The organism is Pseudoalteromonas sp. C8 (assembly GCF_011378685.1).
In the GTDB taxonomy this organism is placed as follows: Bacteria; Pseudomonadota; Gammaproteobacteria; order Enterobacterales; family Alteromonadaceae; genus Pseudoalteromonas; species Pseudoalteromonas arctica.
In genome coordinates this window covers 33,291-59,229 of record NZ_WTKT01000013.1, presented here as the reverse complement: position 1 = coordinate 59,229, position 25,939 = coordinate 33,291, and the positions used below count along the sequence as shown (strand labels likewise).

Annotated in this window: 16 protein-coding genes, 8 tRNA genes and 1 other RNA gene; 7 read left to right on the top strand and 18 right to left on the bottom strand. The window is 39.4% G+C overall.

Translation table 11 applies throughout. The features are described from left to right. Nucleotides 1-132: 132 nt before the first annotated feature. From GQR39_RS13460 to GQR39_RS13445, 4 genes are read right to left on the bottom strand one after another with little or no spacing between them, the layout of a single operon-like run. The gene (locus GQR39_RS13460; protein WP_165735841.1) at nt 133-1,302 is read right to left on the bottom strand and encodes an FAD-dependent monooxygenase; all 1,170 of its coding nucleotides are present in this window, start codon (nt 1,300-1,302) and stop codon (nt 133-135) included. Beyond that, the gene (ubiH, locus tag GQR39_RS13455; RefSeq protein WP_101216070.1) at nt 1,299-2,486 is read right to left on the bottom strand and encodes a 2-octaprenyl-6-methoxyphenyl hydroxylase; all 1,188 of its coding nucleotides are present in this window, start codon (nt 2,484-2,486) and stop codon (nt 1,299-1,301) included. The genes GQR39_RS13460 and ubiH overlap by 4 nt, the downstream gene beginning before the upstream one ends. Nucleotides 2,487-2,501: 15 nt before the next feature. Next, nucleotides 2,502-3,824, bottom strand: coding sequence for a Xaa-Pro aminopeptidase (pepP, locus tag GQR39_RS13450; RefSeq protein WP_165735840.1), 1,323 nt, complete (start codon nt 3,822-3,824; stop codon nt 2,502-2,504). 30 nt (nt 3,825-3,854) lie between these two features. Further along, nucleotides 3,855-4,418 (bottom strand): UPF0149 family protein, encoded by a 564-nt coding sequence (locus GQR39_RS13445; RefSeq protein WP_007587323.1) that lies wholly within the window; start codon nt 4,416-4,418, stop codon nt 3,855-3,857. Nucleotides 4,419-4,611: 193 nt separating this feature from the next. Here GQR39_RS13445 and ssrS point away from each other — a divergent pair. After that, nucleotides 4,612-4,794: non-coding RNA, 6S RNA (ssrS, locus tag GQR39_RS13440), on the top strand. A gap of 188 nt (nt 4,795-4,982) precedes the next feature. Here the strand turns inward: ssrS and GQR39_RS13435 are convergent. From GQR39_RS13435 to GQR39_RS13385, 11 genes are all read right to left on the bottom strand, one after another. Then, nucleotides 4,983-8,066, bottom strand: a complete 3,084-nt coding sequence (locus GQR39_RS13435; RefSeq protein ID WP_024589701.1) for an efflux RND transporter permease subunit — start codon at nt 8,064-8,066, stop codon at nt 4,983-4,985. After that, nucleotides 8,063-9,379: an efflux RND transporter periplasmic adaptor subunit gene (locus GQR39_RS13430; RefSeq protein WP_010554901.1), complete on the bottom strand. Its 1,317-nt coding sequence runs from the start codon at nt 9,377-9,379 to the stop codon at nt 8,063-8,065. The genes GQR39_RS13435 and GQR39_RS13430 overlap by 4 nt, the downstream gene beginning before the upstream one ends. Beyond that, the gene (locus GQR39_RS13425; protein ID WP_165735839.1) at nt 9,369-10,784 is read right to left on the bottom strand and encodes a TolC family protein; all 1,416 of its coding nucleotides are present in this window, start codon (nt 10,782-10,784) and stop codon (nt 9,369-9,371) included. The genes GQR39_RS13430 and GQR39_RS13425 overlap by 11 nt, the downstream gene beginning before the upstream one ends. A 969-nt stretch (nt 10,785-11,753) precedes the next feature. After that, nucleotides 11,754-11,829: transfer RNA gene (locus GQR39_RS13420), tRNA-Thr, on the bottom strand. A gap of 102 nt (nt 11,830-11,931) precedes the next feature. Next, nucleotides 11,932-12,007 (bottom strand) — tRNA-Phe (locus tag GQR39_RS13415). Between the two features lie 51 nt (nt 12,008-12,058). Beyond that, nucleotides 12,059-12,134, bottom strand: a tRNA-Thr gene (locus GQR39_RS13410). A 57-nt stretch (nt 12,135-12,191) separates the two neighbouring features. Continuing rightward, a tRNA-Phe gene (locus GQR39_RS13405) sits at nt 12,192-12,267 on the bottom strand. Nucleotides 12,268-12,401: 134 nt separating this feature from the next. Beyond that, nucleotides 12,402-12,477, bottom strand: a tRNA-Thr gene (locus GQR39_RS13400). A gap of 57 nt (nt 12,478-12,534) precedes the next feature. Then, nucleotides 12,535-12,610 (bottom strand) — tRNA-Phe (locus GQR39_RS13395). Nucleotides 12,611-12,744: 134 nt separating this feature from the next. Beyond that, nucleotides 12,745-12,820: transfer RNA gene (locus GQR39_RS13390), tRNA-Thr, on the bottom strand. Nucleotides 12,821-12,891: 71 nt separating this feature from the next. Next, nucleotides 12,892-12,967 (bottom strand) — tRNA-Phe (locus GQR39_RS13385). A gap of 341 nt (nt 12,968-13,308) precedes the next feature. Here GQR39_RS13385 and GQR39_RS13380 point away from each other — a divergent pair. After that, on the top strand, nt 13,309-16,086 hold the full coding sequence (locus GQR39_RS13380) for an ATP-binding protein (protein WP_101164123.1): 2,778 nt from the start codon (nt 13,309-13,311) through the stop codon (nt 16,084-16,086). A gap of 52 nt (nt 16,087-16,138) precedes the next feature. Here the strand turns inward: GQR39_RS13380 and GQR39_RS13375 are convergent, their stop codons facing one another. Together GQR39_RS13375 and mutY are read right to left on the bottom strand one after the other, a co-directional pair. Further along, complete coding sequence (locus tag GQR39_RS13375; protein WP_007582954.1) at nt 16,139-16,411, bottom strand: oxidative damage protection protein; 273 nt, start codon at nt 16,409-16,411, stop codon at nt 16,139-16,141. A 35-nt stretch (nt 16,412-16,446) separates the two neighbouring features. After that, nucleotides 16,447-17,508: an A/G-specific adenine glycosylase gene (gene mutY, locus GQR39_RS13370; RefSeq protein ID WP_024594521.1), complete on the bottom strand. Its 1,062-nt coding sequence runs from the start codon at nt 17,506-17,508 to the stop codon at nt 16,447-16,449. Between the two features lie 161 nt (nt 17,509-17,669). Between mutY and trmB the strand changes: the two genes are divergently transcribed. The 4 genes from trmB (at nt 17,670) to arcA (ending at nt 22,451) form a co-directional block, all read left to right on the top strand. Continuing rightward, entirely contained in the window at nt 17,670-18,395 is a 726-nt protein-coding gene (gene trmB / locus GQR39_RS13365) for a tRNA (guanosine(46)-N7)-methyltransferase TrmB (RefSeq protein ID WP_007582957.1), read from the top strand. Between the two features lie 66 nt (nt 18,396-18,461). After that, complete coding sequence (locus tag GQR39_RS13360) at nt 18,462-19,487, top strand: methyltransferase (RefSeq protein ID WP_165722087.1); 1,026 nt, start codon at nt 18,462-18,464, stop codon at nt 19,485-19,487. Between the two features lie 151 nt (nt 19,488-19,638). Further along, nucleotides 19,639-21,243, top strand: a complete 1,605-nt coding sequence (locus GQR39_RS13355; RefSeq protein ID WP_165735838.1) for a HAMP domain-containing sensor histidine kinase — start codon at nt 19,639-19,641, stop codon at nt 21,241-21,243. A gap of 491 nt (nt 21,244-21,734) precedes the next feature. Then, a complete protein-coding gene (gene arcA, locus GQR39_RS13350; RefSeq protein ID WP_002962549.1) occupies nt 21,735-22,451 on the top strand; it encodes a two-component system response regulator ArcA in 717 nt (238 codons plus the stop codon). Nucleotides 22,452-22,467: 16 nt separating this feature from the next. Here the strand turns inward: arcA and arcB are convergent, their stop codons facing one another. Continuing rightward, a complete protein-coding gene (gene arcB, locus GQR39_RS13345; RefSeq protein ID WP_165735837.1) occupies nt 22,468-24,786 on the bottom strand; it encodes an aerobic respiration two-component sensor histidine kinase ArcB in 2,319 nt (772 codons plus the stop codon). A 232-nt stretch (nt 24,787-25,018) separates the two neighbouring features. Between arcB and folE2 the strand changes: the two genes are divergently transcribed. Next, a complete protein-coding gene (gene folE2 / locus GQR39_RS13340) occupies nt 25,019-25,939 on the top strand; it encodes a GTP cyclohydrolase FolE2 (RefSeq protein ID WP_024589695.1) in 921 nt (306 codons plus the stop codon).

Genomic DNA, 25,939 nt, shown 5'->3' with positions numbered 1-25,939 from the left:
AGCGCGGCTTTAAATATGTTCAAAACTATTTTAAAACAAAAAACCGATGTTTAAACTAAACATCGGTTTTTTTAATCAAGCTCATCACTTTACTTTATCTGTTGGGTTTCGCTTCGCTCAACTCAACCTACATCACTTTCCTATCGCTTCTTTGGCGAACAGGTGCTTGATTGGCCCAAGATTATCAACTAATGATAGCCCTACTCCGCGAATAAGTTTTTTAACCGGGTTTGCACCTTCAAATAGCTCTTTTAGCCCTTGCATCATAGCTATGTGCTTTTGTGCATCGAGCTTACGAGTGCGCTCGTAATCGCGCAGTGTGCGAGTGCTTGCAAACTCCTTGCTGCTATCGCTTGTTAAAAGCTCAATTAAATAAGCCGCATCTTTTAGGCCTAGGTTCATACCAAGCCCTGCAAGTGGATGGATTGTATGTGCAGCGTCGCCAATGAGTACCACTTTGCCTGAAACCCATTGCTGGGCGTAGCGCATTTTAAGTGGGAAAGCAGTGCGCGCACTTTGCACTTCACACAGCCCGCATTGACCATCAATTGCAGCCATTACGGCTTTATTAAAGGCGGTGTCGTCCATTGCTAATAATTCATCACAATGATTGGGGCTGGTAGACCACACAATTGAATGAGTATGCTCATCGCTCAATGGTAAAAACGCGAGTGGCCCTGTTGGTAAAAAGACTTGGCGTGCGGTGTTTGCATGTTGCTCTTTAGTTTTAACTGTCGCGACTAGCGCATGGTGATCGTAATCTTTAAAACTAAGCGCCATATTAAATTGTTTACGTATAGCTGAATTTGCACCATCAGCCGCCACCAGCAGTTTTGCAATAATTGGCTCGCCGCTTTTAAGTGTTATAAATACATCAGATTCGCTTTGATGTATTTGCTGATACTGTGTATCAAACATTAGTGTTGCACTGCTTTGTTGCTCTAGCTCTTTTATAAGCGCAAAGCGGATAATGTCGTTTTCAACAATATGGCCTAAATGTTCAAGCTCAAGTTGCTCGTTATTAAACGCTATTTTGCCAAAGCTGTCGGCATCACGTACATCCATATGTGTATAAGCGCACGCTCGCTGTGCGATAATTTCGGGCCATACATTTAATTGTTCAAGCAAGGTTTGGCTTGCAATGCTTAACGCACTTACACGCAAACCATATTCGTCAGTTGGTAACGCTTGTGTTGGTGCGCCGTCGAGTACAACGACGCTTATATCGGCTTTTGCCAATCCAAGTGCTAGTGTTAGCCCTACACAGCCGCCACCTACAATACAAACCTGTGCTTGCTTCATAAACGCCTACCTTGTTTAACTTGCCCCATTAACTGTTTAGCTAATGGCGCTTTTAATGCGGGAAATAAATCCATCGAAAACAACCCAATACTGCGCCCCAATGCGAGCACTCGCGATGAGTTCGAAAAAAGCCTAACAAGTGCATCGGTTAAACTCATTACGGTTTTTATATCATCACTGCGCTTTTTTGAATATTCACGTGTAAACGCATAGCTGCCTAAATCGTGTTGGCTATTTGCTATTAAATTACTAAGTACTTGTACGTCGCGAAGACCTAAATTAAAACCCTGCCCTGCGATAGGATGAATCGCATGTGCAGCATTACCAATAACCACTGTACGGTGCGCAGTTAAAGACTCAACTTGCCCGTAAACGAGCGGGTAACTCGTGCGCATGCCTACTTTAGTAAATTGACCACCGCGATAACCAAACGCGCTTTGCAGGGCACTTAAAAAGCCTTGTTCACTGAGTGCCATGTGCTGTTCAACCTGATCTTGGCGCATACACCACACTAACGAATAACGGTTATTGCTCATGGGTAATAACGCCATAGGCCCGTTTTGTGTAAAACGCTCAAAGGCATGATTATTATGCCCACCAGCCACTTCTACATTAGCAATAATTGCGCCTTGTTCATAAGGCTGGGTATTAAAACCAAGCCCAAGTAAACTACGTGTTGGTGATTGTGCGCCATCAGCAATAACCAATAGCTTGGCGTTTAATTGCTCGCCGCTTTGTAAGGTGAGTGTATTGCTATGCAAAGTTTGCTCAATGGCAATTACGCTATCGGGGCACAAAAGCGTAATATTTGACTGCGTTAAACGCAGGTGAAGCGCTCGGCCAAAAGGGTTAACTTCTACTACGTAACCAAGTGAGGGCTTAGCAAATTCGTCGCAATTAATGTGCGCTTTGCCAAAGTGGCCTCTATCAGACACGCTCACTTTTTTGATTGCTGCGGTGTAAGGGGCATTTTGCTCAAATAAATTGAGGCTTTGTAAATACTCTACCGATTGCTGAGCAAGTGCAATGCTTCTGTCGTCAAAGCTTGGGTGGTAGTCGCCGGTTACTTGATTAGCTTCTACAACGGCAATATTTAACGCGGGATTAGTTTTAGCCACACTTAATGCGCAGCTTGCTCCCGCTAAACCACCGCCAATAATAACTACATCAAACTGCTTAGCCACTTTACTCTCCGAGCTTTATACGTTTTTAGCACTTTGCATAAGTGCTTCTATATCGCTAATTTTTTTAGGTACGCTTAGGGTCAAGTTTTCATGGCCGGTTTCGGTAACTAGCAAGTTATCTTCGATACGAATGCCAATGCCTTTGTATTTTTGCGGTGCGCTTGAGTCTTCGCTTATATAAAGCCCTGGCTCTATGGTGAGTACCATACCCGGCTCAAATGCACGCTCAGCGTTATTTACTTTGTAATCGCCAACATCATGTACATCTAAACCAAGCCAATGCCCAAGCCCGTGCATGTAATATTCTTTACACGCACCTTTTGCCATTAGCTCGTCAAAGTCGCCAATTAAAATACCTAAGTCGAGTAAACCTTGGGTCATTACTTCCATTGCTAGTTTATTAGCATGCGACATATAACCACCGGGTTTTACCTCATCAAAAGCAACTTCTTGCGCTTTAAGTACAATATTATAAAGCGCGGCTTGCTCTTCGCTAAATTGACCATTTACCGGAAATGTACGCGTTATATCAGCAGCGTAACCTTGTAACTCACAACCGGAGTCTATAAGTACTAGGTCACCACTTTTTAAAACATCGCTATTTTGTGTGTAATGTAAAATATTGGCGTTGTCGCCACTACCAACAATTGTGCCGTACGCAGGATGAGGCGCACCGTTCATTGCATAATGATGATGTAGCTCTGCTTCTAGCTGAAACTCTGTGGCACCCGCATGCGAATAACGCATAGCGCGCATGTGCCCTCGCGCACTAATTTCGCAGCCTTCTCGCATAACATCTATCTCGCTTGGCGATTTAAACAAACGCATTTCATGAATCAGGCCGCGTATCTCTTTTAAAGTACTCGGTGCTTTGAGGCCTTTTCGTGAGCCATTTCGAAGCGTACCTAGTAACGAAAACACTTTGGTATCAAATGAGGGATAAGCACCTTGTGCAAAATAGAGCGCATTTTTTGCATTTAGCATATCGAGTGTTTTATCGTTTAATTCACTTAGCGGGTAAGCTTCATCAAACAGGTAGTCACTTTTAGCTTTATCAAAGCCAACTCTGCGGCCATGCCAAATTTCTGCAAGCTTGTCTTTATCTAGGCAAAATAAAGTACTGGGTGCATCGCTGTTATTACAGAGTACAAGTACGGCGTCGGGTTCGTTAAAGCCAGTTAAGTAAAAAAAGTCGCTATCTTGTCTAAATGCATATTCGGTATCGCGGCTGCGCGTCACTTCGCTCGCAGCGGGAATAATAGCAACGCTATTTTCATCCATTTGAGCAAGTAAGCGCTCGCGACGTGCTTTAAATTCTGACTTTTGTACTTCAACCATTATTAACCAACCCGTTTTACTTTTTAAAAGTTAATGAAGTGTTTTTTTAGTACTTTGCGTGCTTTGCTCTTTACCAAGCTCTGCAAAACAAAGTAGTGCTGATACACGCACATATTCAATCACTTCGTGCAGCGCTTGGCTGTCTTCTTCGGTTTCTTCAAAAGTAGTATCTAGGCGAGTGATTTCGCTAAAGTCAGTAATAACCTCTTTAACATCACTCGATAGTTTACCGTAGTCTTTTTGCTTTAAACCAAAACCAAGCATAAAACCCGCTACCCATGATACGAGGCCATTAGCCTGATCGATGAGTGTTTCGTCGTCGCTTGGTAAAAATAAATCAAACTGAAATTCATCATCATTAAAGCTCGCGACTACTTGCTTATAAATAGTGCCAAAAAACTGCTTTAAATCGTTACTAAACGATTCACCATCGTTAAACACATCACTCAAAAGGCCTAAGTATTCTTTGTCGTCAATGGTTAAACCACACGCAAGTAAACCACTAATCACACCATGCGCTTCAGCAGGTGATACAAATATTTCGTTTTTTTCTAAAAGCAGTTGAGCTTTTTCGTAATCGGGTAAATCGTTCATAATCGAATCTTCGCTTTGCAAGTTAAGGCAATGCTACCACTCGATAAAAAGCAACTCCAATTAATTGTATGATCAAGCTCAAAAACCATGCGATAAAGTAAATGATGAGTTAAAGGTGCGGAAAAACTAAGCGAACGGTTTAATTTTTTACGTTTGGGGTTTAAGGATTGGATTATGTCTTATATACTTAAATTGTTCCCTGGGGTACCGGAGCTTAGTTAAGTCCCTGAGCCGATAAATTTTATACCAGGGTTTCTGTTCGTCTACTATTGTGCAGGCTCGGCATGTACCGAGAAGCCTACGGTAAACCGCAGATTCCCGCCCTGAAACCTTCTGGTTTCAGGACTGAAACCGAGTACCGTATCTTGGGGAACACCTTTTTAGCAAACCCTCGCCTTTAAAAGGCTTTATCAAAAAAGAAATTAACCTTCCTGTTTATTCTTATATTTATCTAAATTTTTTATTCACTTATCTTCTATTGTCTAATATTACTTTTTAGCTTATAAAAAAGCCGCAGGTAATTGCTTACCTACAGCTTTAATAATCACGTATTTAAGAGTGAAGTTATTTAAACCAACCTTGAAAACGCTCCATTAGCATGTAGTTTATTGGTACTAACAATAAAGTAATAAAGGTAGCAAAAATAATCCCAAACCCTAAGCTCACCGCCATTGGTATTAAAAACTGTGCCTGAGTCGCTTTTTCAAACAGTAATGGCATTAAGCCAATAAAGGTCGTTAAACTAGTTAGCATTACAGGGCGAAAACGTGATGCACCTGCAATTTTTATAGCATCGAGAACTTTACCACCTTCACTGCGCTTTTTATTAATAAAATCAACGAGTACAAGCGAATCATTTACCACCACCCCGGTTAGCGCAAGCATACCGAGTAAACTCATAATAGTTAAGTCCATTCCCATGATCCAATGCCCTACTACAGCACCTATCATGCCAAATGGGATTACACTCATTACTATGATTGGTTGTAAGTAAGATTTAAGCGGTATTGCTAATAGCGCATAAATAATAAAAAATACAAACACAAGTGCCCAAGCCAACGACCCAAACGACTCTCTTTGCTCTTTAGCCTCACCTTCTAGTTTGTAATCTACTCCAGGATATTGCTGCATTAACCCATCTAAATACTCCGTTAGGTCAGCCTGCAGTATGGTCATGTTGGTATTATTTTTTTCGATATCGGCTGTTACGTTTAATGTGCGGTAACGGTCTATTCGATTAATAGTTGATGGACTTTGCCCAGCAGTAAGTGTTGCCACGTGCGATAAAGGCACTGAGCCTCCATCAGGCGTATTTATAAGTATGTTTTGTAGGTCAGCTACAGAGCGGCGCTCATCTATAGGTAAGCGTACCATTACACGTACGTCATCCCTGCCTCGCTGAATACGTTGTGCTTGCGAGCCAAAAAACGAGTTACGTACTTGTCCTGCTACATTGACTCTATTTAAGCCCAGCGCTAAACCTTGTTGCGTAAGCTCTATTTGTAACTCTTCTTTACCGTCGGACATACTATCGGCAATATCAAATACCGTTGGATAGGTCGATAAACGGGTTTTAATGTGATCAGCCACGTCTTGTAAAATAGTCAACGAAGTGCCGCTAAGCTGAACATCAATGGGGTCTGAACTTCGGCCAATTTCGGCTCTAAACGTTAAACTTTCGGCGCCTGGTATCACACCAATTAAATCGCGCCATTCGCTGGCAAGTTCTCGTGATCCTATGTCTGATTCACGTTTTTCGGCAGGGGTTATTTCAAAGCGTACAGAGCCTGAATTAGATACACCACCACGCCCGCCTGTTGTGGCTAATATATTTAAAATAACGCTTTCGCCAGTATCTGGATCGCGGTACTTTTCTTGTAATTGCTGCGCCTTTTGCGACATGTCAATTACGTATTTATTAGTTACTTCAAACGGTGTACCTGTTGGTAGTGTTAAGTTAACGCGGACTGTTTCGCTTGGTATGCGCGGGAAAAATACAAACTTAGTCCAACCGCTGGTGATCATGGTTAAAATTATAACAAATACACCAATAAACAAGCTTACCGAAGCCAATTTATGGCGCAGTGCTAAATTTAAAGTGGGTTGATAGTATTTTAAAATCGCGTTTTCAAATCCATCTGCAAAACGCTGTTGAATAACATCAAACTTTGAAGGTTCGCCTTTTTCGTGGCGTAGTTTTATATATTTTAAATGTGCTGGTAGTACAAATTTAGATTCAATCAATGAAAACAATAATACTGGAATAACTACTACCGGTATTTGTGCAAACAAGGCACCACGCGCCCCTTCAATAAAAGCCAAAGGTAAAAAGGCAGCAACGGTAGTCAACACACCAAATGTTACTGGTGTTGCTACTTCTTGAGTACCTAAAATTGCGGCTTGCTCGCCCGACTTAGCTGTTTTTAGATGGGTGTAAACGTTTTCGCCGGTAACTATGGCGTCATCAACAACAATCCCCAGTACCAATATAAAGCCAAATAAGCTCATAATATTAAGGGTTACGCCAAAAATAGGCATCGCTATAAACGCGCCCATAAACGAAACAGGAATACCAATAAATACCCAAAATGCAATTGCAGGGCGTAAAAACAAAGTAAGTAAAGCCAGTACTAAAATACCGCCTTGTAAAGCATTGGTAGTAAGGGTCGAAATACGACTTTTAACCAGCTCCGAATCATCATCCCAGTAACTTAGTTCAAACCCTTGCGGGAGAGAGCTTTGTTGCTCTTTTATGTAGTTTTTAACATCGTCAGCAACTGTAATCGCACTTTGTGGACCAATTCGATATACGTCGATAAATGCAGCTTGCTTACCATTAAAGCGAGTACGTACTGGTGTTTCTTCAAAATCATCTTTTATAGTCGCTATATCGCCTAAGCGAATAATAGTGCCATCGGCTTGGTTTTTAACAACAATGCTGGCAAATTCATCTTTACGATATGCTTGCCCTTTAGAGCTTATAAGTACGTCCCCGCCTTCTGTTTTTAAGTTACCAGCAGAAATATCTGAGCTTGAGTTAGAAATAGCACTCGATATTTGTGCCAGGCTTAAATCGTACTGACGAAGAATATCTTGGCTTACTTCAATGGCTATTTCGTAATCACGAACGCCACTTAGCTCTACCTGCGTTACATTAGGTAAACGTAGGATTTGATCGCGTACTGTTTCTGCGTATTCGCGGGTTTCTTTTTCGCCATAGTCACTCGATACGGTAACCGCGATAACTTCACGAATTCGCTCAGCAAGCGCTACTATCGGCTTTTCAGCATCGGCTGGAAAAGTGTTAATTGCGTCTACACGACTTTTTATATCAGCTAAAAGCTCACGAGGGTCGTAACCGCTTTCCACTTCTATTGTCACAGAGCCAGAACCTTCAGAAGAGCGACTAAATATTTGCTTTATGCCCTCTAAATCTTGTACTGCTTCTTCTATTCGTATAGTTACACCTTGCTCTACATCCTCTGGTGTTGAACCACGCAAACTTACATTTACGCTTATCATGTCAGTTTCGAATGAAGGAAATACCTCAAGCGGTATTTTGCTTGATAAGCTAAAAAGTCCCGACAGTAACAGCGTTACTAGCAATAAGTTAGCAGCAACATGGTTTTTGGCAAACCAAGCGATCATGGCTTATCTCCTTGCTTTGCTGCGCGGCGTTTTTTTAGCTCTTCAACACTAATACCCTGCTCTTTTGCTTTTTGCTCAAGCTGCTCTGGCGTCGGGCGCTTTCCTTTACCTTGCCCATTAGCTCCTCGGCTTTTAGGTTGCTCTGTGCTTTGTTCGCCTAAAATACTTACCTGAGTTCCAGAACTCACTTGCCCTAGTGGAGTAATAACCAGTTTATCATTTGGATTTAATCCCGTTTTTATCATCGCTTGTGTCGCATTTTGCCAAGCAAGTGTAATGTCTTTACGCTTAAGTACACCCTCTTCAACAACATAAACATACGTCCCTTGATAAATAGTACTGTTAGGGATTATAAGTGCGTTAGGAACTGTTTTACCGGTAATTTGCGCCTTTATGTATTGCCCTATTTTTATTGGGTACTGGTTATTAGCCGTTGCTTTATATGGGTCGTTAATTTTAGCAACTACGTAAAGCTGTTGTGCACCTTCATCTATAGCACCTTCGGTACGCGCTAGCTGCCCTTGCCACGTTTGCTCACCCACTAAGTCAGAGGTAAATTTAACAATTGAACCTGCTTGATTTTTGGCGCCATCACGATATTGCTCTGGTAAATTTACGAACGGAAGATCTTTATTTTTAATCGGTAAACGAATCTCTACGCTATCGATTGCGTAAATAGTGGCAAGCTGGGTATTGTTAGTAACAACTTGCCCCAAATCAACACTACGGCTAAGTATACGACCCGCATATGGCGCGGTTACTTTAGTGCGCTCTAAATCAAGCATGGCTTTTTCAAGTACTGCTTGAGCAGATAAAACTTCTGCTTCGGCTGCTGCAAGTTGTGGTTCACGCAGTACTAGGCTGCTTGCCTGATTTGAGCCGCCAAGGCGTTTCCAATCAGTAATAGCTTGTTGTCCACGCGCTTTTTCTTCTAATAAGCCTTGCTCTGCCGTTAATAAATTGGCTTGAGCAGATTTAACTTCAGCTTGATGATCTCTATCGTCTAGCTTTAAAAGTACGTCGCCCTTTTCAAAAAAGCCACCTTCTCTAAAGTCATCACTTACTTCAATTATTTGCCCAGATGCCTGAGCAACTAATAAACTTTGTGTACGTGGTTTTACCGTACCGTAGCTATCAATCATCACTTGGTAATTTTGTGGTTTAAGCTCAAGCGCAGCCACACTTATTGATGCTTTAGGAGGTGAGCCAAAGCGTTTAGCCTCTGGCGGATTACCTTTAATAAACATAACAATTAAAATAGTGGCAATAATAACCACCGCTGGAATAATAATTTTTGCTGTTTTAGTTTTCATCATTATTGCTCTTTAGTTCACTTGAGGGCTTTGCAAAATCACCACCAAGGGCAACGTGTAAGTTAATTCTGTTAGCTATTAATTGGTTTTTAATGTCGATTAAGGAGCTTTGTGCATCGAAAGACCTGCCTTGTGCGTCAAGCACCGTAGTGTAAGTTACCAAGCCACTTTGATATTGCTCAAACGACAACTGCTCTGCTGCAAGTGCGTTTTCTTGCGCCTCAAGGGTGCTGCTATATTGCGCTTTGAGGGACTGCTGCTGTGAAATCGCATTTTCTACATCACCAAATGCATCGTAAAGCGTTTGCAAATAAAGTTGCTCTTGCTTTTGAGTATTAAGGCGCGCTATTTCTTCATTCGCTTTTAAGCGTCCGCCCTCAAAAAGTGGTGCTGAAATACTACCTAATAACGACCATGCAAGGCTTGATGGAGAAAACAAGTCGCTTACTCTGTCGGTGCTATCACTTAGTGAAGCTGTTAAATCTAAACTTGGAAAGCGTTGTTTGTGCGCATACGCCAATGAAGCGTCGGTGGCTAAAAGATCATACCAACTTGCTCGCAGCGTAGGTTTACGTGTTATAAGTTCAGAAGGTAAGCCTAGTGGAATATCGGTATTAATAACGGGTAAGTCGCTACTAGCAGTAATGGCACCTTTTGGGTATTCACCCAGTAAACGCTCAAGTACACGTGCTGAAGCCGATAGGTTCGCCGTTTGAGTGGCAATGCGAGCGCGTTCAGTATTGAGCTCATTACGGGCTAAATATACATCGAGTGCTTCGTTTATACCTTGGCGATAGCCAGACTCGATAATATCTAGGTTTTGCTGTGCGTTAGCTTCTCTGCGTTTAAATAAATCGAGTAATTGTTGTGATGTAACAACATCAAACCAGCCTGTTACCACATCAGCAACGAGTTGCTGTTTAGCTTGCTCAAACCGTGCCTGTTGCGCTAAATAGTTAAGATTAGCTTCGCGCTTTGAATCTGAAAGCTTACCCCATAAATCAACCTCGTAAGTTAAGTTTAAACTAACTGAACTTGCGTTGTCGTAGCTCACTGGGCGGTTGTCTTTACTACGGCTAGTACGCGTTGATAAATCGAGGCTAGGCCAAAGCGCAGCGCCCGATACTATAAGCTGTTGTTTTTGAATTTCTACATCGTAACTAGTTTGTAAAAGCTGTTGGTTGTTTTTAAGTGCTTGTTGTACAAATTTGTTAAGCGTAGGGTTTTGTAGTTGTGTAAGCCATTGCTCTTGTACTTTTAATACCGAGCTTGATGCTTCTTGCTGCCATTGCTGTGGCATATTATTAGGCGCTTGCATGCGCTGCGACGAGTTAAAATCACTCGCACAGCCGCTAAGCAGCATCACACTAATTGCCAATAGGGTTGGCTTGCATTGCCAAATCATAATTAAACCTAAATTACTGCTATTTATGAACGTAATTCAAGCACTTTGGCAACTTTTGCTCAACCTACTTTACATAACATTACATAGCTAGCGATGAACTAACATAATAGCCAGTTATACGGTAAAAATGAGCAAATGATCAGCAATTTTTAATAATAAAAAATTAACTTTTTGTAGTGTGTCTAAGAGATTATACCAATTCGCTTAATTAAGTGATCTATTTTGAGGTAAGAGAATCGTGTCGATAACAAGGCAAAAATTTCGTTATTTAGTTGCTCTATATCAGAAATTTTTAACGCAGTTAGCGTCAGGTTTAATCCCTAAAATTGATTAAGTATTATTGCGGATTGGTATTAGACATATAGAAACAGAAAAGCCCCGCTATAAGCGAGGCTTTTGAATAAATGGTGCCGACTAACTAAGTCGAACGGATAACTTATACAGACTACTGATTACAAGTCAGTTGCTTTGCTCTTAACTATGGGTATTTTTAATTCTCAAGTTGAAAACAAAAAAGCCTCGCTATAAGCGAGGCTTTTGAATAAATGGTGCCGACTAACCTAATCGAACGGATAACTTATACAGACTACTGATTACAAGTCAGTTGCTTTGCTCTTAACTATGGGTATTTTTAATTCTCAAGTTGAAAACAAAAAAGCCTCGCTATAAGCGAGGCTTTTGAATAAATGGTGCCGACTAACCTAATCGAACGGATAACTTATACAGACTACTGATTACAAGTCAGTTGCTTTGCTCTTAACTATGGGTATTTTTAATTCTCAAGTTGAAAACAAAAAAGCCTCGCTATAAGCGAGGCTTTTGAATAAATGGTGCCGACTAACCTAATCGAACGGATAACTTATACAGACTACTGATTACAAGTCAGTTGCTTTGCTCTTAACTATGGGTATTTTTAATTCTCAAGTTGAAAACAAAAAAGCCTCGCTATAAGCGAGGCTTTTGAATAAATGGTGCCGACTAACCGAGTCGAACGGTTGACCTACTGATTACAAGTCAGTTGCTCTACCAGCTGAGCTAAGTCGGCACACAAAACTGTGTGCTAAGGCACGTTCAATTTTAAAGATTGAGAACTTTTATAAAGCACTTAAAATAAAAAAACCTTGCATAAGCAAGGCTTCTCAATAAATGGTGCCTCGACGCGGAATCGAACCACGGACACGAGGATTTTCAATCCTCTGCTCTACCGACTGAGCTATCGAGGCACATAAAATGTGCTAATTAATTGTTATACTTTACAATTAACTTTAAATAAATGGTGCCGACTAACCGAGTCGAACGGTTGACCTACTGATTACAAGTCAGTTGCTCTACCAGCTGAGCTAAGTCGGCACACAAAACTGTGTGCTAAGGCACGTTCAATTTTAAAGATTGATAACTTAAAGTAAATGGTGCCTCGACGCGGAATCGAACCACGGACACGAGGATTTTCAATCCTCTGCTCTACCGACTGAGCTATCGAGGCACATAAACTGTGCTAACTAAAAGTAAAATAATTATTTAACTTTTAGCTTTATAAATGGTGCCGACTAACCGAGTCGACGGGTAATTTGAACAGACTACTGATTACAGCTTTCTTTTCAAACTACTTTAAATAAATGGTGCCGACTAACCGAGTCGAACGGTTGACCTACTGATTACAAGTCAGTTGCTCTACCAGCTGAGCTAAGTCGGCACACAAAACTGTGTGCTAAGGCACGTTCAATTTTAAAGATTGATAACTTAAAGTAAATGGTGCCTCGACGCGGAATCGAACCACGGACACGAGGATTTTCAATCCTCTGCTCTACCGACTGAGCTATCGAGGCACATAAACTGTGCTAACTAAAAGTAAAATAATTATTTAACTTTTAGCTTTATAAATGGTGCCGACTAACCGAGTCGACGGGTAATTTGAACAGACTACTGATTACAGCTTTCTTTTCAAACTACTTTAAATAAATGGTGCCGACTAACCGAGTCGAACGGTTGACCTACTGATTACAAGTCAGTTGCTCTACCAGCTGAGCTAAGTCGGCACACAAAACTGTGTGCTAAGGCACGCGTAATAATGTTTAAACTGTTGATTAAACACCACTACTTTAATAAATGGTGCCTCGACCCGGAATCGAACCAGGGACACGAGGATTTTCAATCCTCTGCTCTACCAACTGAGCTATCGAGGCACTTAAACAGTGCTAATTAAAAATCTTAAAGGATTTTTAATGCAATTCCCACTCATCTCTAGCGACTGAGCTATCTGGGCGTGCGGCGTATTAAACGAGTTTTGCCCTTACAAGTCAACTTTTTTTTTCTTCTTTATAACTGTTTGAACGGTTTTCAGACAACTCAGTACGTTTTTTATTAATAACGTTCATTTTTACCACAAATCGGGCTATAACTATAAATAAATATAACTAAATCAGACTAAAACCGTAGTGAATTATTTTTTGTAAATGTTACGATTAGCTTAGATACGTACGATAGGGACTTATCGTAGTAAAAACACATCAATTGGAAACAATCAATGCAGAGTAAATTCTCATCGCCAGTTAAAGGCTTACTGCCACTTTTTTTAATCATTAATATTGCTGTAACAGCGCTCGCCATTGTTGCCCACTCATTTTATACACAAACTGAAGTTAAGACAGCCCAACCAGCATCCTCTATTAATATTGTAACGCTTGCCGATAGATTAGACTTACCTATGGTTGATGCATTAACTATGTATGGTCAAGGTAAAGTAAAACAGTTACTTGATTTAACCTCCTTATTAGACGGTGACTTTGAATATACTCTATATCGCTTCAATGCTACATCAGATACTCAGTTGGTATATAGCAGCAGTAAACCAGCCATCGCTTCTGTTAAAACTGAAAAGCACTTAAAAGAAGAAGGTATCCTGCATCACCTACTATTGTTAAACGATCAGCCCATTGGCGAGCTTATTATTAAGCAAAACATACCAGCCACGCCTTTAAGCGCTCAAGACTCTCAAGTTATCGCTTACATCATCGCGATAGCGAGTGTTGCTGCATTATTTATACTTACTTTAATGTTTAATATGTACATTAATACGCGCTTACGTAAAAGTACTGACACTCTTACTCAAGAGTTACAGGCAATCACTGAAGATGCTAATTACAATAGTAATGTTGATGAGCAACTTGATATTGGTTTAGGTGTAGTAGCAAAAAACATCAACTTATTGCTACAAAAAGTACAAACTGCAATGAGCGAGAATGACTCTGCACAAAAAGAGCTTTATAAATTACAAAATGGCCTAGAAGCCGAAGTGCAAAATCGTACCTTAGCGCTTGAGCAAGCCACATTAAAAGCAGAGCGAGCAAGCGAAACTAAAACAACATTCTTAGCAACGATGAGTCACGAAATAAGAACACCGATGAATGGTGTTATAGGTACTATTGATTTACTGCGCCAGACCGAACTTGATGGCGCTCAGCATCGTTTAAGTACGATTATTCGTGAATCAGCATTTTCGTTATTGAGCATTTTGGATGATATTTTAGATTTTTCTAAAATTGAGGCTGGAAAGCTAAATATTGACCCGATCCCATTTTCGGTAACCGATACTATTGAAGAAGTTGCTCGTGTGCTCTCATCTGTTGCTAAAAAACGTGAGCTTGATTTAGAGCTAGCAATAGCACCAGATATTCCTATAAATCTTACCGGTGATAGCGTACGTGTACGTCAGGTTCTTTATAACCTATGTAGCAACGCAATTAAATTTACGAGCACTGATGAAAAAACCCAAGGGCATGTAAAAATATCAGTAGAGGTGGTACATAATACGACTGATCACTTTACCTTACGCTTTTGCGTAACTGATAACGGTAAAGGCATGTCGCAGGCACAACTACGCGAAATATTTAATCCGTTTATTCAAGCCGAAAATTCGATTACCCGAGAATATGGAGGGACAGGTTTAGGTCTTTCTATTTGTAAAAGCTTAACTGAGCTTATGCTAGGTACTATTCATGTAACTAGCCATACAGGAATTGGCAGTGAGTTTACTGTTGAACTGCCGTTTAGCACATCGGGTAGAATTAAGTACGCACACAAAGGTGCATTAAATGGTAAGCAAATTGTTGTAGTTAGTAATCACCTAGAACGTGAAAAAACAATGTACCGTTATTTATCGTTTATGGGCGCTAAAATAGTTTATGCACACACAGAAGAAGAAATTGAAGAGCACCAACATTCGCAAGATATTATTTGGGTGGCTGATGGCATAGACAATATGGATAAAACAAACGCGCTGCTAAGACGCTTATTTTATTCATTAGAGGATTATAACCAACAAGTTGTTGTACTAAGTAAGCTTGATGAAGCGGCTATAAATCATAATAATATTTTTTATATTAATGCCTCTCCTTTATGTAAGTCTAACTTTATGCTGTCTATTTTAGTCGCTGCAGGTTTGCATACACCTAAACAAATTAAAAAAACCAAAACACTTAATAACTATTTAAATGTTGAGCAAGCTCGTAAATCAAACAAATTGGTTTTACTTGTTGAAGATAACCTTCTAAACCAACAAGTGCTGACCGATCAATTACACATACTAGGTTTTGGCGTTGAGATAGCAAACAACGGTGAAGAAGGCTTAGATATGTGGAGAAAAGGTGATTACTCACTTATTTTAACCGACTTACACATGCCTAAAATGTCGGGTTACGATATGGTCGAAAAAATCCGTAACGAAGCAGAGCTATTAGAATCAATTGATGCACAGCCTTACATTATTGCTGTAACAGCAAACGCACTTAAAGGCGAAAAAGAGCGTTGTTTAGCCGTAGGTATAAACGACTTCATTACCAAACCTATAGAGCTAAACGCGTTAGAGGACACCTTAAAACGCTGGAGCGATAAGCAAAGCCAAAACCCAAATGTAGTTATCCATCAAACCATGGCGCTACCTATTGATATGGAAGCGGTTGCTAAATATGTAAATGGTGACGAAGCTAAACAGTTACGCTTTTTCAAAATGTATTTAGAACAAAGCCAAGGGCTAATTAAGGGGATTAATTCAGGCGTTATGGTTAACGATTTAGATGAGATTATTGAAGGGTGTCATCAATTAAAATCGATCTCTAAAACAATTGGTGCCCTAACGGTGGCTGAACTTTCAAGTGCATTTGAAGATAAATGTAAAAAAGGTGAACTCACTACCGATGAATTAATAGACTTAAGAGATAAGTTAGAAATTGAATACTCTAAGGCAGCTCAATTTTTAAAAGAACAAATTAAAATCTCTGAGCAAGAAGATGAGTTAAGTGATTAAATAATCGCACACAAAAAAAGGGCTATTTAGCCCTTTTTTAATGTTCAAAATATTATTTTTCAGGCGGTCGATAACCTTCAATTTCCACATCTTTGTTTTCAAACAAAAAGCCAACCATTTGCTCTTCTAAAAATGTGCGGTGCTCTGGGTCCATCATATTTAAATGCTTTTCGTTAATAAGCATTGTTTGCTTATGCTGCCACTGACCCCACGCTTCTTTAGAGATGTTATTAAAAATCTTTTCACCAACTTCACCAGGGTATAACTGAAAGCCAAGCCCTTCGGCTTCTTTTTGTAACTTTTGACAAAATACTGTACGTGCCATGATTGATTCTCTCTAACGCTAAATATGGGGCTATTCTATACTATTGCTGTAATTTGTTTAACCAACTTTTTAGTTGGCGCTGCTAAGCCAACCTCTATTGATTGATCAAGCGGATACCATACTAATTGTTTGTCATTTACTACATCAGGAATGTTCTTAACATTGAGCACATGCGGATTAATCTTCAGCTCAAAATGTGAAAACACATGAATAAACGCTTCAAGCTCTACTAAGTTGGCTTCTAATCCTTGCTGAGCTAAAAATATTTGAAGCTCCTCGTACTCATTAAATTCAAAAAAGCCAAATAGTCCTCCCCAAATACCGCTGTTAGGGCGTTTTTCCATAAGCACTTTATCGCCGCACTGAATAATTAACTGATGACAACTCTTCTTCGGCACTGCTTTTTTAGGTTTAGAATGTGGAAACTCTTTTACTTTACCTGCATTAAAAGCACCACAACCTGAATTTAATGGGCAAGCCTCACAATCAAAACGACTGCGTGAGCAAACACTCGCACCTAAATCCATCATAGCTTGATTAAATTCGGTGACATTATTTTTAGGTGTTAATTGCTCTGATAAATGCCAAAGCTGGTTTTCGACTTTTTTAACACCGTACCAACCTTCTATCATAAAGTAGCGCGCTAAGACTCGCTTAACATTCCCATCTAAAATTGGATGATGCTGCCCAAGCGACAATGATAAAACAGCCCCGGCAGTAGAGCGTCCTATTCCCGGTAAATCCATTACTTCATCAAGCGTTTGCGGAAATTCACCTTGGTACTTGTCACGTACTATTTTAGCTGTTTTATGTAAGTTACGCGCACGAGCGTAATACCCTAAGCCAGTCCAGTGATGCAGTACTAAATCTTCATCAGCATCGGCTAAAGCAATAATATCTGGAAAGCTTTGCATGAATTTTTCAAAATATGGGATAACAGTAATAACTTGAGTTTGCTGGAGCATCACCTCAGACACCCACACTTTATAAGGTGTTTTACCCAACTGCCATGGAAGTGTTTTACGCCCATGAAGGTGATACCAATCAACGACTTGATTAGAAAACGAATTAGACTGTTCTTTATTTAAATCCAACATATTGTACTTTTACTGATGCTCAATGGCGGCTCAGTCTATTGTAGTTAATAAAAAGATCAAGCTATAGGGCGTGTAAAACCAGCTAATACTTGTGATTGCGGGCTCGGTCAGGGATAATATGCAACCATTTTTAAACACATTGTTTTTGTCAGGCCAATAATATGAGTGAATCAAGCAACACTAACCTTGAGCAAGCTAAGCAAGAAGGTAAATACATCCGCACCATTCGCAGTTTTGTAAAACGCGAAGGTCGATTAACCAAAGGCCAAGCCGCTGCAATCGAAAAATGCTGGCCAACAATGGGCCTAGAGCATAAAAACGGTATGCTTGATTTAAGCGAAGTTTTTGGCAACAACAACGATGTAGTAGTAGAAATTGGTTTTGGTATGGGTAAATCGCTTGTCGAAATGGCAACAAATGCCCCTCACCTAAACTTTATTGGTATTGAAGTACACCGCCCAGGCGTTGGTGCTTGTTTAATGGATGCCGATGAAGCAGGCATTACTAACTTGCGTATTTTTGAACACGATGCAGTTGAAGTACTTGCAGACTGTATACCTAATGAAAGCTTAACAACACTACAGTTGTTTTTCCCTGATCCTTGGCATAAAAAGCGTCATCATAAACGCCGTATCGTACAAACTGAGTTTGTTGAAAAACTAAGAGCCCAACTGAAAATGGGTGGCGTTTTTCATATGGCAACAGATTGGGAAAACTATGCAGAGCATATGCTCGAAGTAATGAATGTAGCTCCTGGTTTTAAAAACCAATCAGAAACAAACGATTATGTTCCACGTCCAGATTTGCGCCCGCTTACTAAGTTTGAGCAGCGCGGACATCGCCTAGGTCATGGCGTGTGGGATTTAATGTTTGAACGTACTGAGTAATTTGTAACTTTAAGCACTCACTTTTATTTTTGATAAAACTAAACATACTGTAAGGCAAAGCCATTTATGAGCGTACTAACCAACCCAAGTTTACTGTTACTTCGTAATAGCGAGGCACTAACGGGCAAATCTATCTTGGTGGTCAACTTTGTTCAAGATGGCTTTTTAACAGAGCTTAAAAAACTTAACCCGCAAAGCAAGGTAACTGCATTTAGCTACAACCATGCTAACGGCGAGTTTGCTAAAAACACCAAAGACGTTGAGATTTGTGTAAATCACACAATACCTGGTAACGGCTACGATTTAGTTATTCTTTACTATCCTAAATCAAAACCTGAGTTATTAATGGCGCTTGATAATATTCGATCTGCTATTACTGACGATGCCGAACTATTGGTGGTAGGTGAAAACAAAAGTGGTGTTAAATCAATTGAAAAGCAATTAGCTGGTAAAGCTGAGTTTAGTAACAAAATTGATTCAGCTAAGCACTGCGTTCTTTACTCATTTGCTGAGATTACCCAGCATCCTGACTTTGATATTACGACCTACCATAAAAAGTTTGTTGTTAATGTTGCCGACACCGAGTTTACAGCTATTAGTGTCCCAGGGGTGTTTAATCACGGTAGTTTAGATATGGGAACGAAAGTTCTACTCGAAAACGCACCGACAATTAAGCAAGGTAGGGTTCTCGACTTTGGCTGTGGCGCAGGTTTAATAGCAACCTTTTTAGGGCTGCATAATCCAGCACTTGAGTTTGTGTGTAGTGATGTAAGTGCACTGGCAACTTACGCAACACAGCAAACTCTAAAGCTTAACAGCATCAAAGGCGAAGCGATATTAAGTGACGGCCTTAAAAGCATTACCGGTAAGTTTGATTTAATTATTAGCAATCCACCTTTTCATACAGGTATTGCAACCGACTACACAGTAGCAGAAACATTTTTAGCAAATGCAAAACAGCATTTAACTAAAGTAGGAAAGCTGAATATTGTTGCTAACAGCTTTTTAAAATACCCGCCTATTTTAGAAACGCAATTTGAAAGCTACCAAACGGTATTTAAAAATAACAAGTTTGCCGTATATAGCAGCTAGTATTATTTTTAAAAATGCTTGAGTGCAAACGCGCTCAAGCTAACCTTCGCATAAATATAAGAATTAATTTAGCTTTTTTCCTTCATTTTCTCCCGTCTTTGCTAAACTAAAACTCTAAATAATCAAAATTAATTCAGGCGATAACGAAATAATGCCTAAAAAAGTTCATCAAAGTAGCATTCGCAAAGCACTCATAAATTTAATTATGCTTATTACAGCTATTTGCTTGTCGCTATCTATTTCGATATCTACTTATTTAAGCGTAAAAGAGCAAAAGCAATTAATCATTAATAAACTCGTCATACTTTCTGAAATTGTAGCTTTTGATGCTGGTAAATCAGTAGTTGAAGATGATAGAAAAACAGAAGAAAAACGCCTCAAGTCATTTGAAAATATCCCCCTTGTAAAAAACATACATATTTATTCAATAGAAAAAGCATCTCAAAAACCTGTTTTTTTTATTAGCTTTAATGCAAAAAAAACACCTCCAGTACCACTAAGAATAGACAGTGTTGATGAGCTAAAAACGCCACGAATTACGAGCGATCATATTGAACTAACCCGCCCTATTTACGATAACGAAAAGTTGGTCGGTTATGTATACATGCGAGGGAGCCTCGAAAGTTTAGAGACTTATATTGAGAGAAAAATATTAATAGACGTGCTATTAACTCTATTAATTTTAATCGTTGTTTACTTTATTGCTATAAAAGTTCAACGACGTATAGCCAAGCCAATAGAGCAGTTAAGCATGCTATTGCAGGATGTATCTAAAAATCATAACTATGATGCACGCGCGCCAATAACCGATGTAAAAGAAATAACCGCTCTTTCAAATAGTTTAAATATCATGCTTACACGCACCAAAAAGCAACTTGAGCGCCACGAAAAAGATAAACAAGAAATAAAACAACTAAACCAGAGCCTTGAAGAAAAAGTAAACCAGCGAACAATCGCTCTCAGAGAAGCAAATCAAGAGCTTTTATCAACCCTTGAGCGAATGCATCAGTACCAAACGCAAATTGTTGAAAACGAAAAAATGGCATCGCTTGGGCAAATGGTTGCTGGGGTTGCCCATGAAGTGAATACACCAATAGGGCTAGGTATTACAGGCTCTACATTACTTCGAGATAAACTGGCAGATATACAGCAAAGCTTTGACGATAAAAAACTTACCTCAAGCCATCTAAAACGCTTTATAGATGAAGGTATTGAAAACTTAGACTTAATTTATCGTAATCTAAATCGTGCCGCAGACCTGATATCTAACTTTAAAAAAGTGGCCGTTATTCAAGATGACGGTGTTAATACCTATATTAATGTACATAAATTAATAAGTGATGTTTTAACATCGATTCAATCTGAACTACTGCCTAAAAAGCCTGTCGTTATTATTAACTGTCCGACCGACTTGGCTATTCATAGTAAGTCTGAACCTCTGCAACAAGTGTTTCAGCAGTTGCTTATGAACTCTGTGATTCATGGATTTATAGGTAAAGAAAATAATGAAATTCGCTTTGACGTAGAACTAGTAGGGAAAAAATTAACAATAGTTTATTCTGACAACGGTCAAGGCGTTGATAAAAACATTAAAAATAGAATTTTTGACCCGTTTGTAACTTCAAAGCGCGGACAAGGCGCAAGCGGCTTAGGCATGCACTTGGTCTACAACCTAGTAACACAAGCACTTGGCGGAAGAGTTATGTTTGATATTGAAGAAAAACACGGTGCTCGCTTTATAATTACTATTCCTTAAATAAAGATCACTAAAAAGTGCATATATTTAAAATTTATCCTTGAATTAGCATTTAATGACCTCATTAATGAGGCATGTGATAAGCGCGTAACATTATTTAATTGCATTAAATAAATATTACCAAGCGATTTATGAACTTTTTTATCTTTGCTGTATCACATACATTGATGAAAGGTTAGAAAGTGATATAGTTTTGCTTTGAATTAGTCTGATTATTTTAAGTACCTTGTTTGATTGAATGATGTATCAATTATTAAAGGAAAATGGCTTCGACTTTATGATTCAAATAGCTACATCCACGTATATATCAATTAAACAGTAGTTTTTGCACTGCCCTTTTTAGTAGACTTTGGACACCCTACTGTTTTATTTTTATCCAATTTGTTTTTTCCTTGTTAACAAATGGGTATAATCCTATAATCTCTAGTAATCGGTTATAAATTCGTCACCGGTTTTTTTATAAATAAAATATTCCAAAAGGTTAATTAATAATGCAAACGCCAGTCATTCTAATCGTAGAAGATGAAGACGTAACTCGACTGAACCTAGTTAGTTTATTTGAAGCTGAAGGGTACAAAGTTATTGAAGCCATTGATGGCGATGATATGCATGACAAGCTTACAAATAACGATGACGTTAATCTTGTAGTTATGGATATCAACCTTCCTGGTAAAAACGGTCTTATTTTAGCCCGTGAATTACGCCAAAAGCGTAAAGTAGGTCTTATATTCCTAACCGGTCGTGACAACGATGTTGACCGTATTTTAGGTCTTGAAATTGGCGCAGATGACTATGTTACTAAGCCATTCAACCCGCGTGAATTAACTATTAGAGCTCGCAACCTTATTACTCGTACTGCTTTAGGCGGTGAAGAGTCAGCACTAGAAACAAATGGTGTTATTACGTTTAACGGTTGGGAACTTGATGAGAATAGCCGCTGTCTTACTTCTCCAAATGGCGACGCTAAACGTTTACCAAAAGGTGAGTACAGAGCACTTCGTTTAATGCTTGATTCTCCAGGTCGTATTTTTAGTCGTGAGCAATTAATCAAGCACATGACAGGCCGTGAGCTTCGTGCAAATGACCGTACTGTTGATGTTACTATTCGTCGCATTCGTAAGCATTTTGAGAGTGATAACTCAACGTCAGAGTTAATCAGCACCATCCATGGTGAAGGTTACCGTTTCATTGGTAAAATTGACGCTTAATTAGAGCTAATTAGTTTTACTCTAATTGCTGTAAAAATAAATGAAGGGCTTTTTGTCCTTCATTTATTTTATCTGCTAAAACATCTAACCACTGCTTTAACATTTCATCAGATTCATCAATCGCACCATGCTCCATTATTTTGGCATGAAGCTGCACATCATTTAAACCTACCGATCCAGCCGCACCTTTAAGTTTATGCGCTACTGATTCATACTCTTCTCTATCGCCGGCATTTAATGAAGTAAGTAATTCTTGCTGATATTGTGGACTTAGCTTTTCGAATAACTGACTACTGCGTCTAAATACAACTAAGCCCATCGAATTTACAAAGTCTTCTATTGTTTCAATATCTAATAAGTGTGCATCAATGCCCTCTAGCGCCTCTTCACTTACTTTTAGCTGTGGCTCTGTGCATTCACTTTGCTTAATGCCAAATAAGTCAGCCAGCATTTTATCAAGCTTAACTGTGTTAATTGGTTTAGCCAACGCACCTTGTATTGATATACCTTCAAGCTCTTTTTCAGCACTGCGTACATTGGCAGTTAAAGCAACAATAGGTAATTTATCGAAGTGGCTATCTGAGCGTATTTGTTTAGCAACCACGTCACCGTTTATATCTGGCAATTGCATATCGAGTAGTACTAAATCTAAGTCATCTTCGGTTTCGACAAACGAGAGCGCATCTTCACCGGTTTCAGCCCATAACACTTCATGCCCGCGTTGCTCTAATAGGTTTGTAGCAATTTCGGCGTTCAGAGGCACATCTTCTACTAGCAGAATATACAAACCACGGCCAACATAACTTTGCTCTGTTGGTGCAACACATAAACTAAGCGGTATTTGCACTGTAAAACAACTTCCTTCGCCTTCAGTACTATTTACCGTAATTATCCCTTTCATTGCACTTACAAGTGCCTTAGTTACAGCTAAACCAATACCGGAGCCTATCGCGTTAGTGCCTTTTAAATCCGGCGCTTTGTAATACATATCAAATATATGGGCAAGTTGCTCTGGTGGAATACCTTGACCGGTATCTCGTACCTTAATAACTAACCATGGGCCTTCTACGCGATTTTCTCTGCTGCATTCGAGTGTTACTTTGCCTTGCTGAGTAAACTTAACGGCGTTGTTAATTAAGTTCCAAACAACTTGGCGTAATCGAGTCGGATCGAGCTGCGCGTAAACATCAAGTATGCCATTGCGCTTAATATCAAACTCAAGCTCTTTTTGCTCTGCTATTAAGCCTGCAAAATTAACTACATCGTTTATAAAGTCTGACACATTAATAGAATTGGTTGCTATATCGAGCTGATCTCTATCTATTTTATCTAAATCTATAATATCGTTAAAAATATTGCCGAGTGTTTCAGCACTCGAAAAAATAGTATTGCCCCAACTACGCTGTTGCTTATTAAGCTCTGTATCTAATAACATACGCGTTAAACCAACAATGCCATTTAAAGGAGTACGTAGTTCATGGCTCAGCGTAGCAATAAACTTACCTTTGTCTTTATAGGCAGTTTCGAGCGCTTGTGCTGCCTCTTTACGGCTAGTGATATCACGACCAAAACCCAGTAAACCAATGTAGTCACCGTCATCATTTATAAAAGGTAATTTACGCAGCTCAAACCAACGTGTTTCACCATTTACTTCATAACCTACATCTATAGTCAGCGCTTTATGGCTTTGCTCTACTTCTTTATCGGTTGCCAAAACTTCAGCTAAAAAATGACTCGGGAATATCTGCTCTACCGTTTTTCCTATTAGCTCACTACTTGATTTTCCCATTACCTCTTCAAACATTTTATTACAGCCGGCAAATACACCGTTGTTATCACGGTAATAAAATAGATCGGGAGATGAATCAACGATTGAGCGTTGCAACATACTTTGTTGGGCAAGTTCTTGTTGTGTTTTTTTACGCTCAGCAATTTCTCGGCGCAGCTCTTCGATAGCGCGATGCTTGGCATGAAATGCCATTTTACGCTCATCAATTTCAATATTTAAACGACTAATGTTGTCTTTTAAGGTTTGGTTTAAGAGCTTTTCCTGCTTGGTTGCGCTATCTAAATAAGCATACGAGGCATCTAATTGACGAATTGAATTAAGTAATACACTTATAATTAAAGGAGAAACTACAGCCGTAAAAAATACCACAGCCAAAATATCAACAAGGTGTAATTCGCCTATCGCAACATAATAAAACATGCTCGATAAAATAAGAGATACAGTTAAAAATAAAGTGTAACAAATAGCTGCGGTTTTAAATTCACCAAATCGCGTTATTGAGCTGGAAAGTACCCGAGCCCAAGGGCTCAAAGAATAATCGGTCATACGTAATTTTATCTCTTAGCTGTGTGCTTAAATATAAAGAAGGCAATGCGCATGTATAAACATACCATTTTCCCAGATTTTAGCATTTTTCTCCTACCACTACCCATGTTGTGCGATAAAAACAGAATTTTTCATGTTTGATTTTGCTCATCTCTTAAACTCATCATTTCAGCAATAAATTATTTAGTGTAAAATGCCCCGCTTTATTATCTCCAAAATACGAGTAGCGCACATGCAAACCAATATGCCAGATATAGCAGACACTGCACCCGCTTTACAAACAGGTAAATTAGACTGGGTTGGCATGGGCGAAATCGAACTGCCATTTATTTTTGAGTCACGAGACTTATCTCCAGTTACAGTAAATGCCAAAGCTCGTGCATTTGTAAATTTGCATAAAGAAGATGCCAAAGGCATTCATATGTCACGTCTATTTTTAGCACTTGACCTGCTTTCAACTGAGCAGCAAGTCAATCCGCAAACAATAGCGCAAGCACTCGATACCTTTATAACTAGCCACGAAGGGCTGAGCGATAAAGCACAAATTGAATTTAAATTTGAACTACCGCTACGTCGTAAGTCACTATTAAGTGGTAAAGCAGGCTGGAAAAGCTACCCAGTTGTACTTACCAGTACAATTGAAAATAATATTATTAGCTACGAGCTAACCGTAGATGTTACCTATTCTTCAACATGCCCTTGCTCTGCAGCACTTGCACGCCAGCTTATACAAAACGCGTTTAACGAAAAATTTAACCAAGAAACCTTAAGCCAAAAAGATGTGCACGAATGGCTAGGCACTACACAAGGCATAGTTGCTACACCTCACTCGCAGCGCTCTATTGCCAACGTAAAAGTAAAGCTTGATAGCAATATTCAAGAATTTGACGTAGTGACTCTAATAAACACCCTCGAAGCTGAACTTAAAACACCGGTACAAGCGGCAGTAAAGCGCGAAGACGAGCAAGAATTTGCTCGTTTAAATGGTCAAAACCTTATGTTTTGTGAAGACGCAGCGCGTAAAATTAAAGCTTTATTAGAAACAGATAATTACAGCGATTACTGGCTGCAAATAAATCATTATGAATCACTCCATGCACACGATGCTGTAGCTATTGCGGTTAAAGGTATTGAAGGTGGATACAAAGCTTAA

Coding starts and splice junctions, on each gene's coding strand:
- GQR39_RS13460 (WP_165735841.1), bottom strand. CDS start 1,302: ATGAAGCAAGCACAGGTTTGTATTGTAGGTGGCGGCTGTGTAGGGCTA.
- pepP (WP_165735840.1), bottom strand. CDS start 3,824: ATGGTTGAAGTACAAAAGTCAGAATTTAAAGCACGTCGCGAGCGCTTA.
- GQR39_RS13445 (WP_007587323.1), bottom strand. CDS start 4,418: ATGAACGATTTACCCGATTACGAAAAAGCTCAACTGCTTTTAGAAAAA.
- GQR39_RS13435 (WP_024589701.1), bottom strand. CDS start 8,066: ATGATCGCTTGGTTTGCCAAAAACCATGTTGCTGCTAACTTATTGCTA.
- GQR39_RS13430 (WP_010554901.1), bottom strand. CDS start 9,379: ATGAAAACTAAAACAGCAAAAATTATTATTCCAGCGGTGGTTATTATT.
- GQR39_RS13425 (WP_165735839.1), bottom strand. CDS start 10,784: ATGATTTGGCAATGCAAGCCAACCCTATTGGCAATTAGTGTGATGCTG.
- GQR39_RS13380 (WP_101164123.1), top strand. CDS start 13,309: ATGCAGAGTAAATTCTCATCGCCAGTTAAAGGCTTACTGCCACTTTTT.
- GQR39_RS13375 (WP_007582954.1), bottom strand. CDS start 16,411: ATGGCACGTACAGTATTTTGTCAAAAGTTACAAAAAGAAGCCGAAGGG.
- mutY (WP_024594521.1), bottom strand. CDS start 17,508: ATGTTGGATTTAAATAAAGAACAGTCTAATTCGTTTTCTAATCAAGTC.
- trmB (WP_007582957.1), top strand. CDS start 17,670: ATGAGTGAATCAAGCAACACTAACCTTGAGCAAGCTAAGCAAGAAGGT.
- GQR39_RS13360 (WP_165722087.1), top strand. CDS start 18,462: ATGAGCGTACTAACCAACCCAAGTTTACTGTTACTTCGTAATAGCGAG.
- GQR39_RS13355 (WP_165735838.1), top strand. CDS start 19,639: ATGCCTAAAAAAGTTCATCAAAGTAGCATTCGCAAAGCACTCATAAAT.
- arcA (WP_002962549.1), top strand. CDS start 21,735: ATGCAAACGCCAGTCATTCTAATCGTAGAAGATGAAGACGTAACTCGA.
- arcB (WP_165735837.1), bottom strand. CDS start 24,786: ATGACCGATTATTCTTTGAGCCCTTGGGCTCGGGTACTTTCCAGCTCA.
- folE2 (WP_024589695.1), top strand. CDS start 25,019: ATGCAAACCAATATGCCAGATATAGCAGACACTGCACCCGCTTTACAA.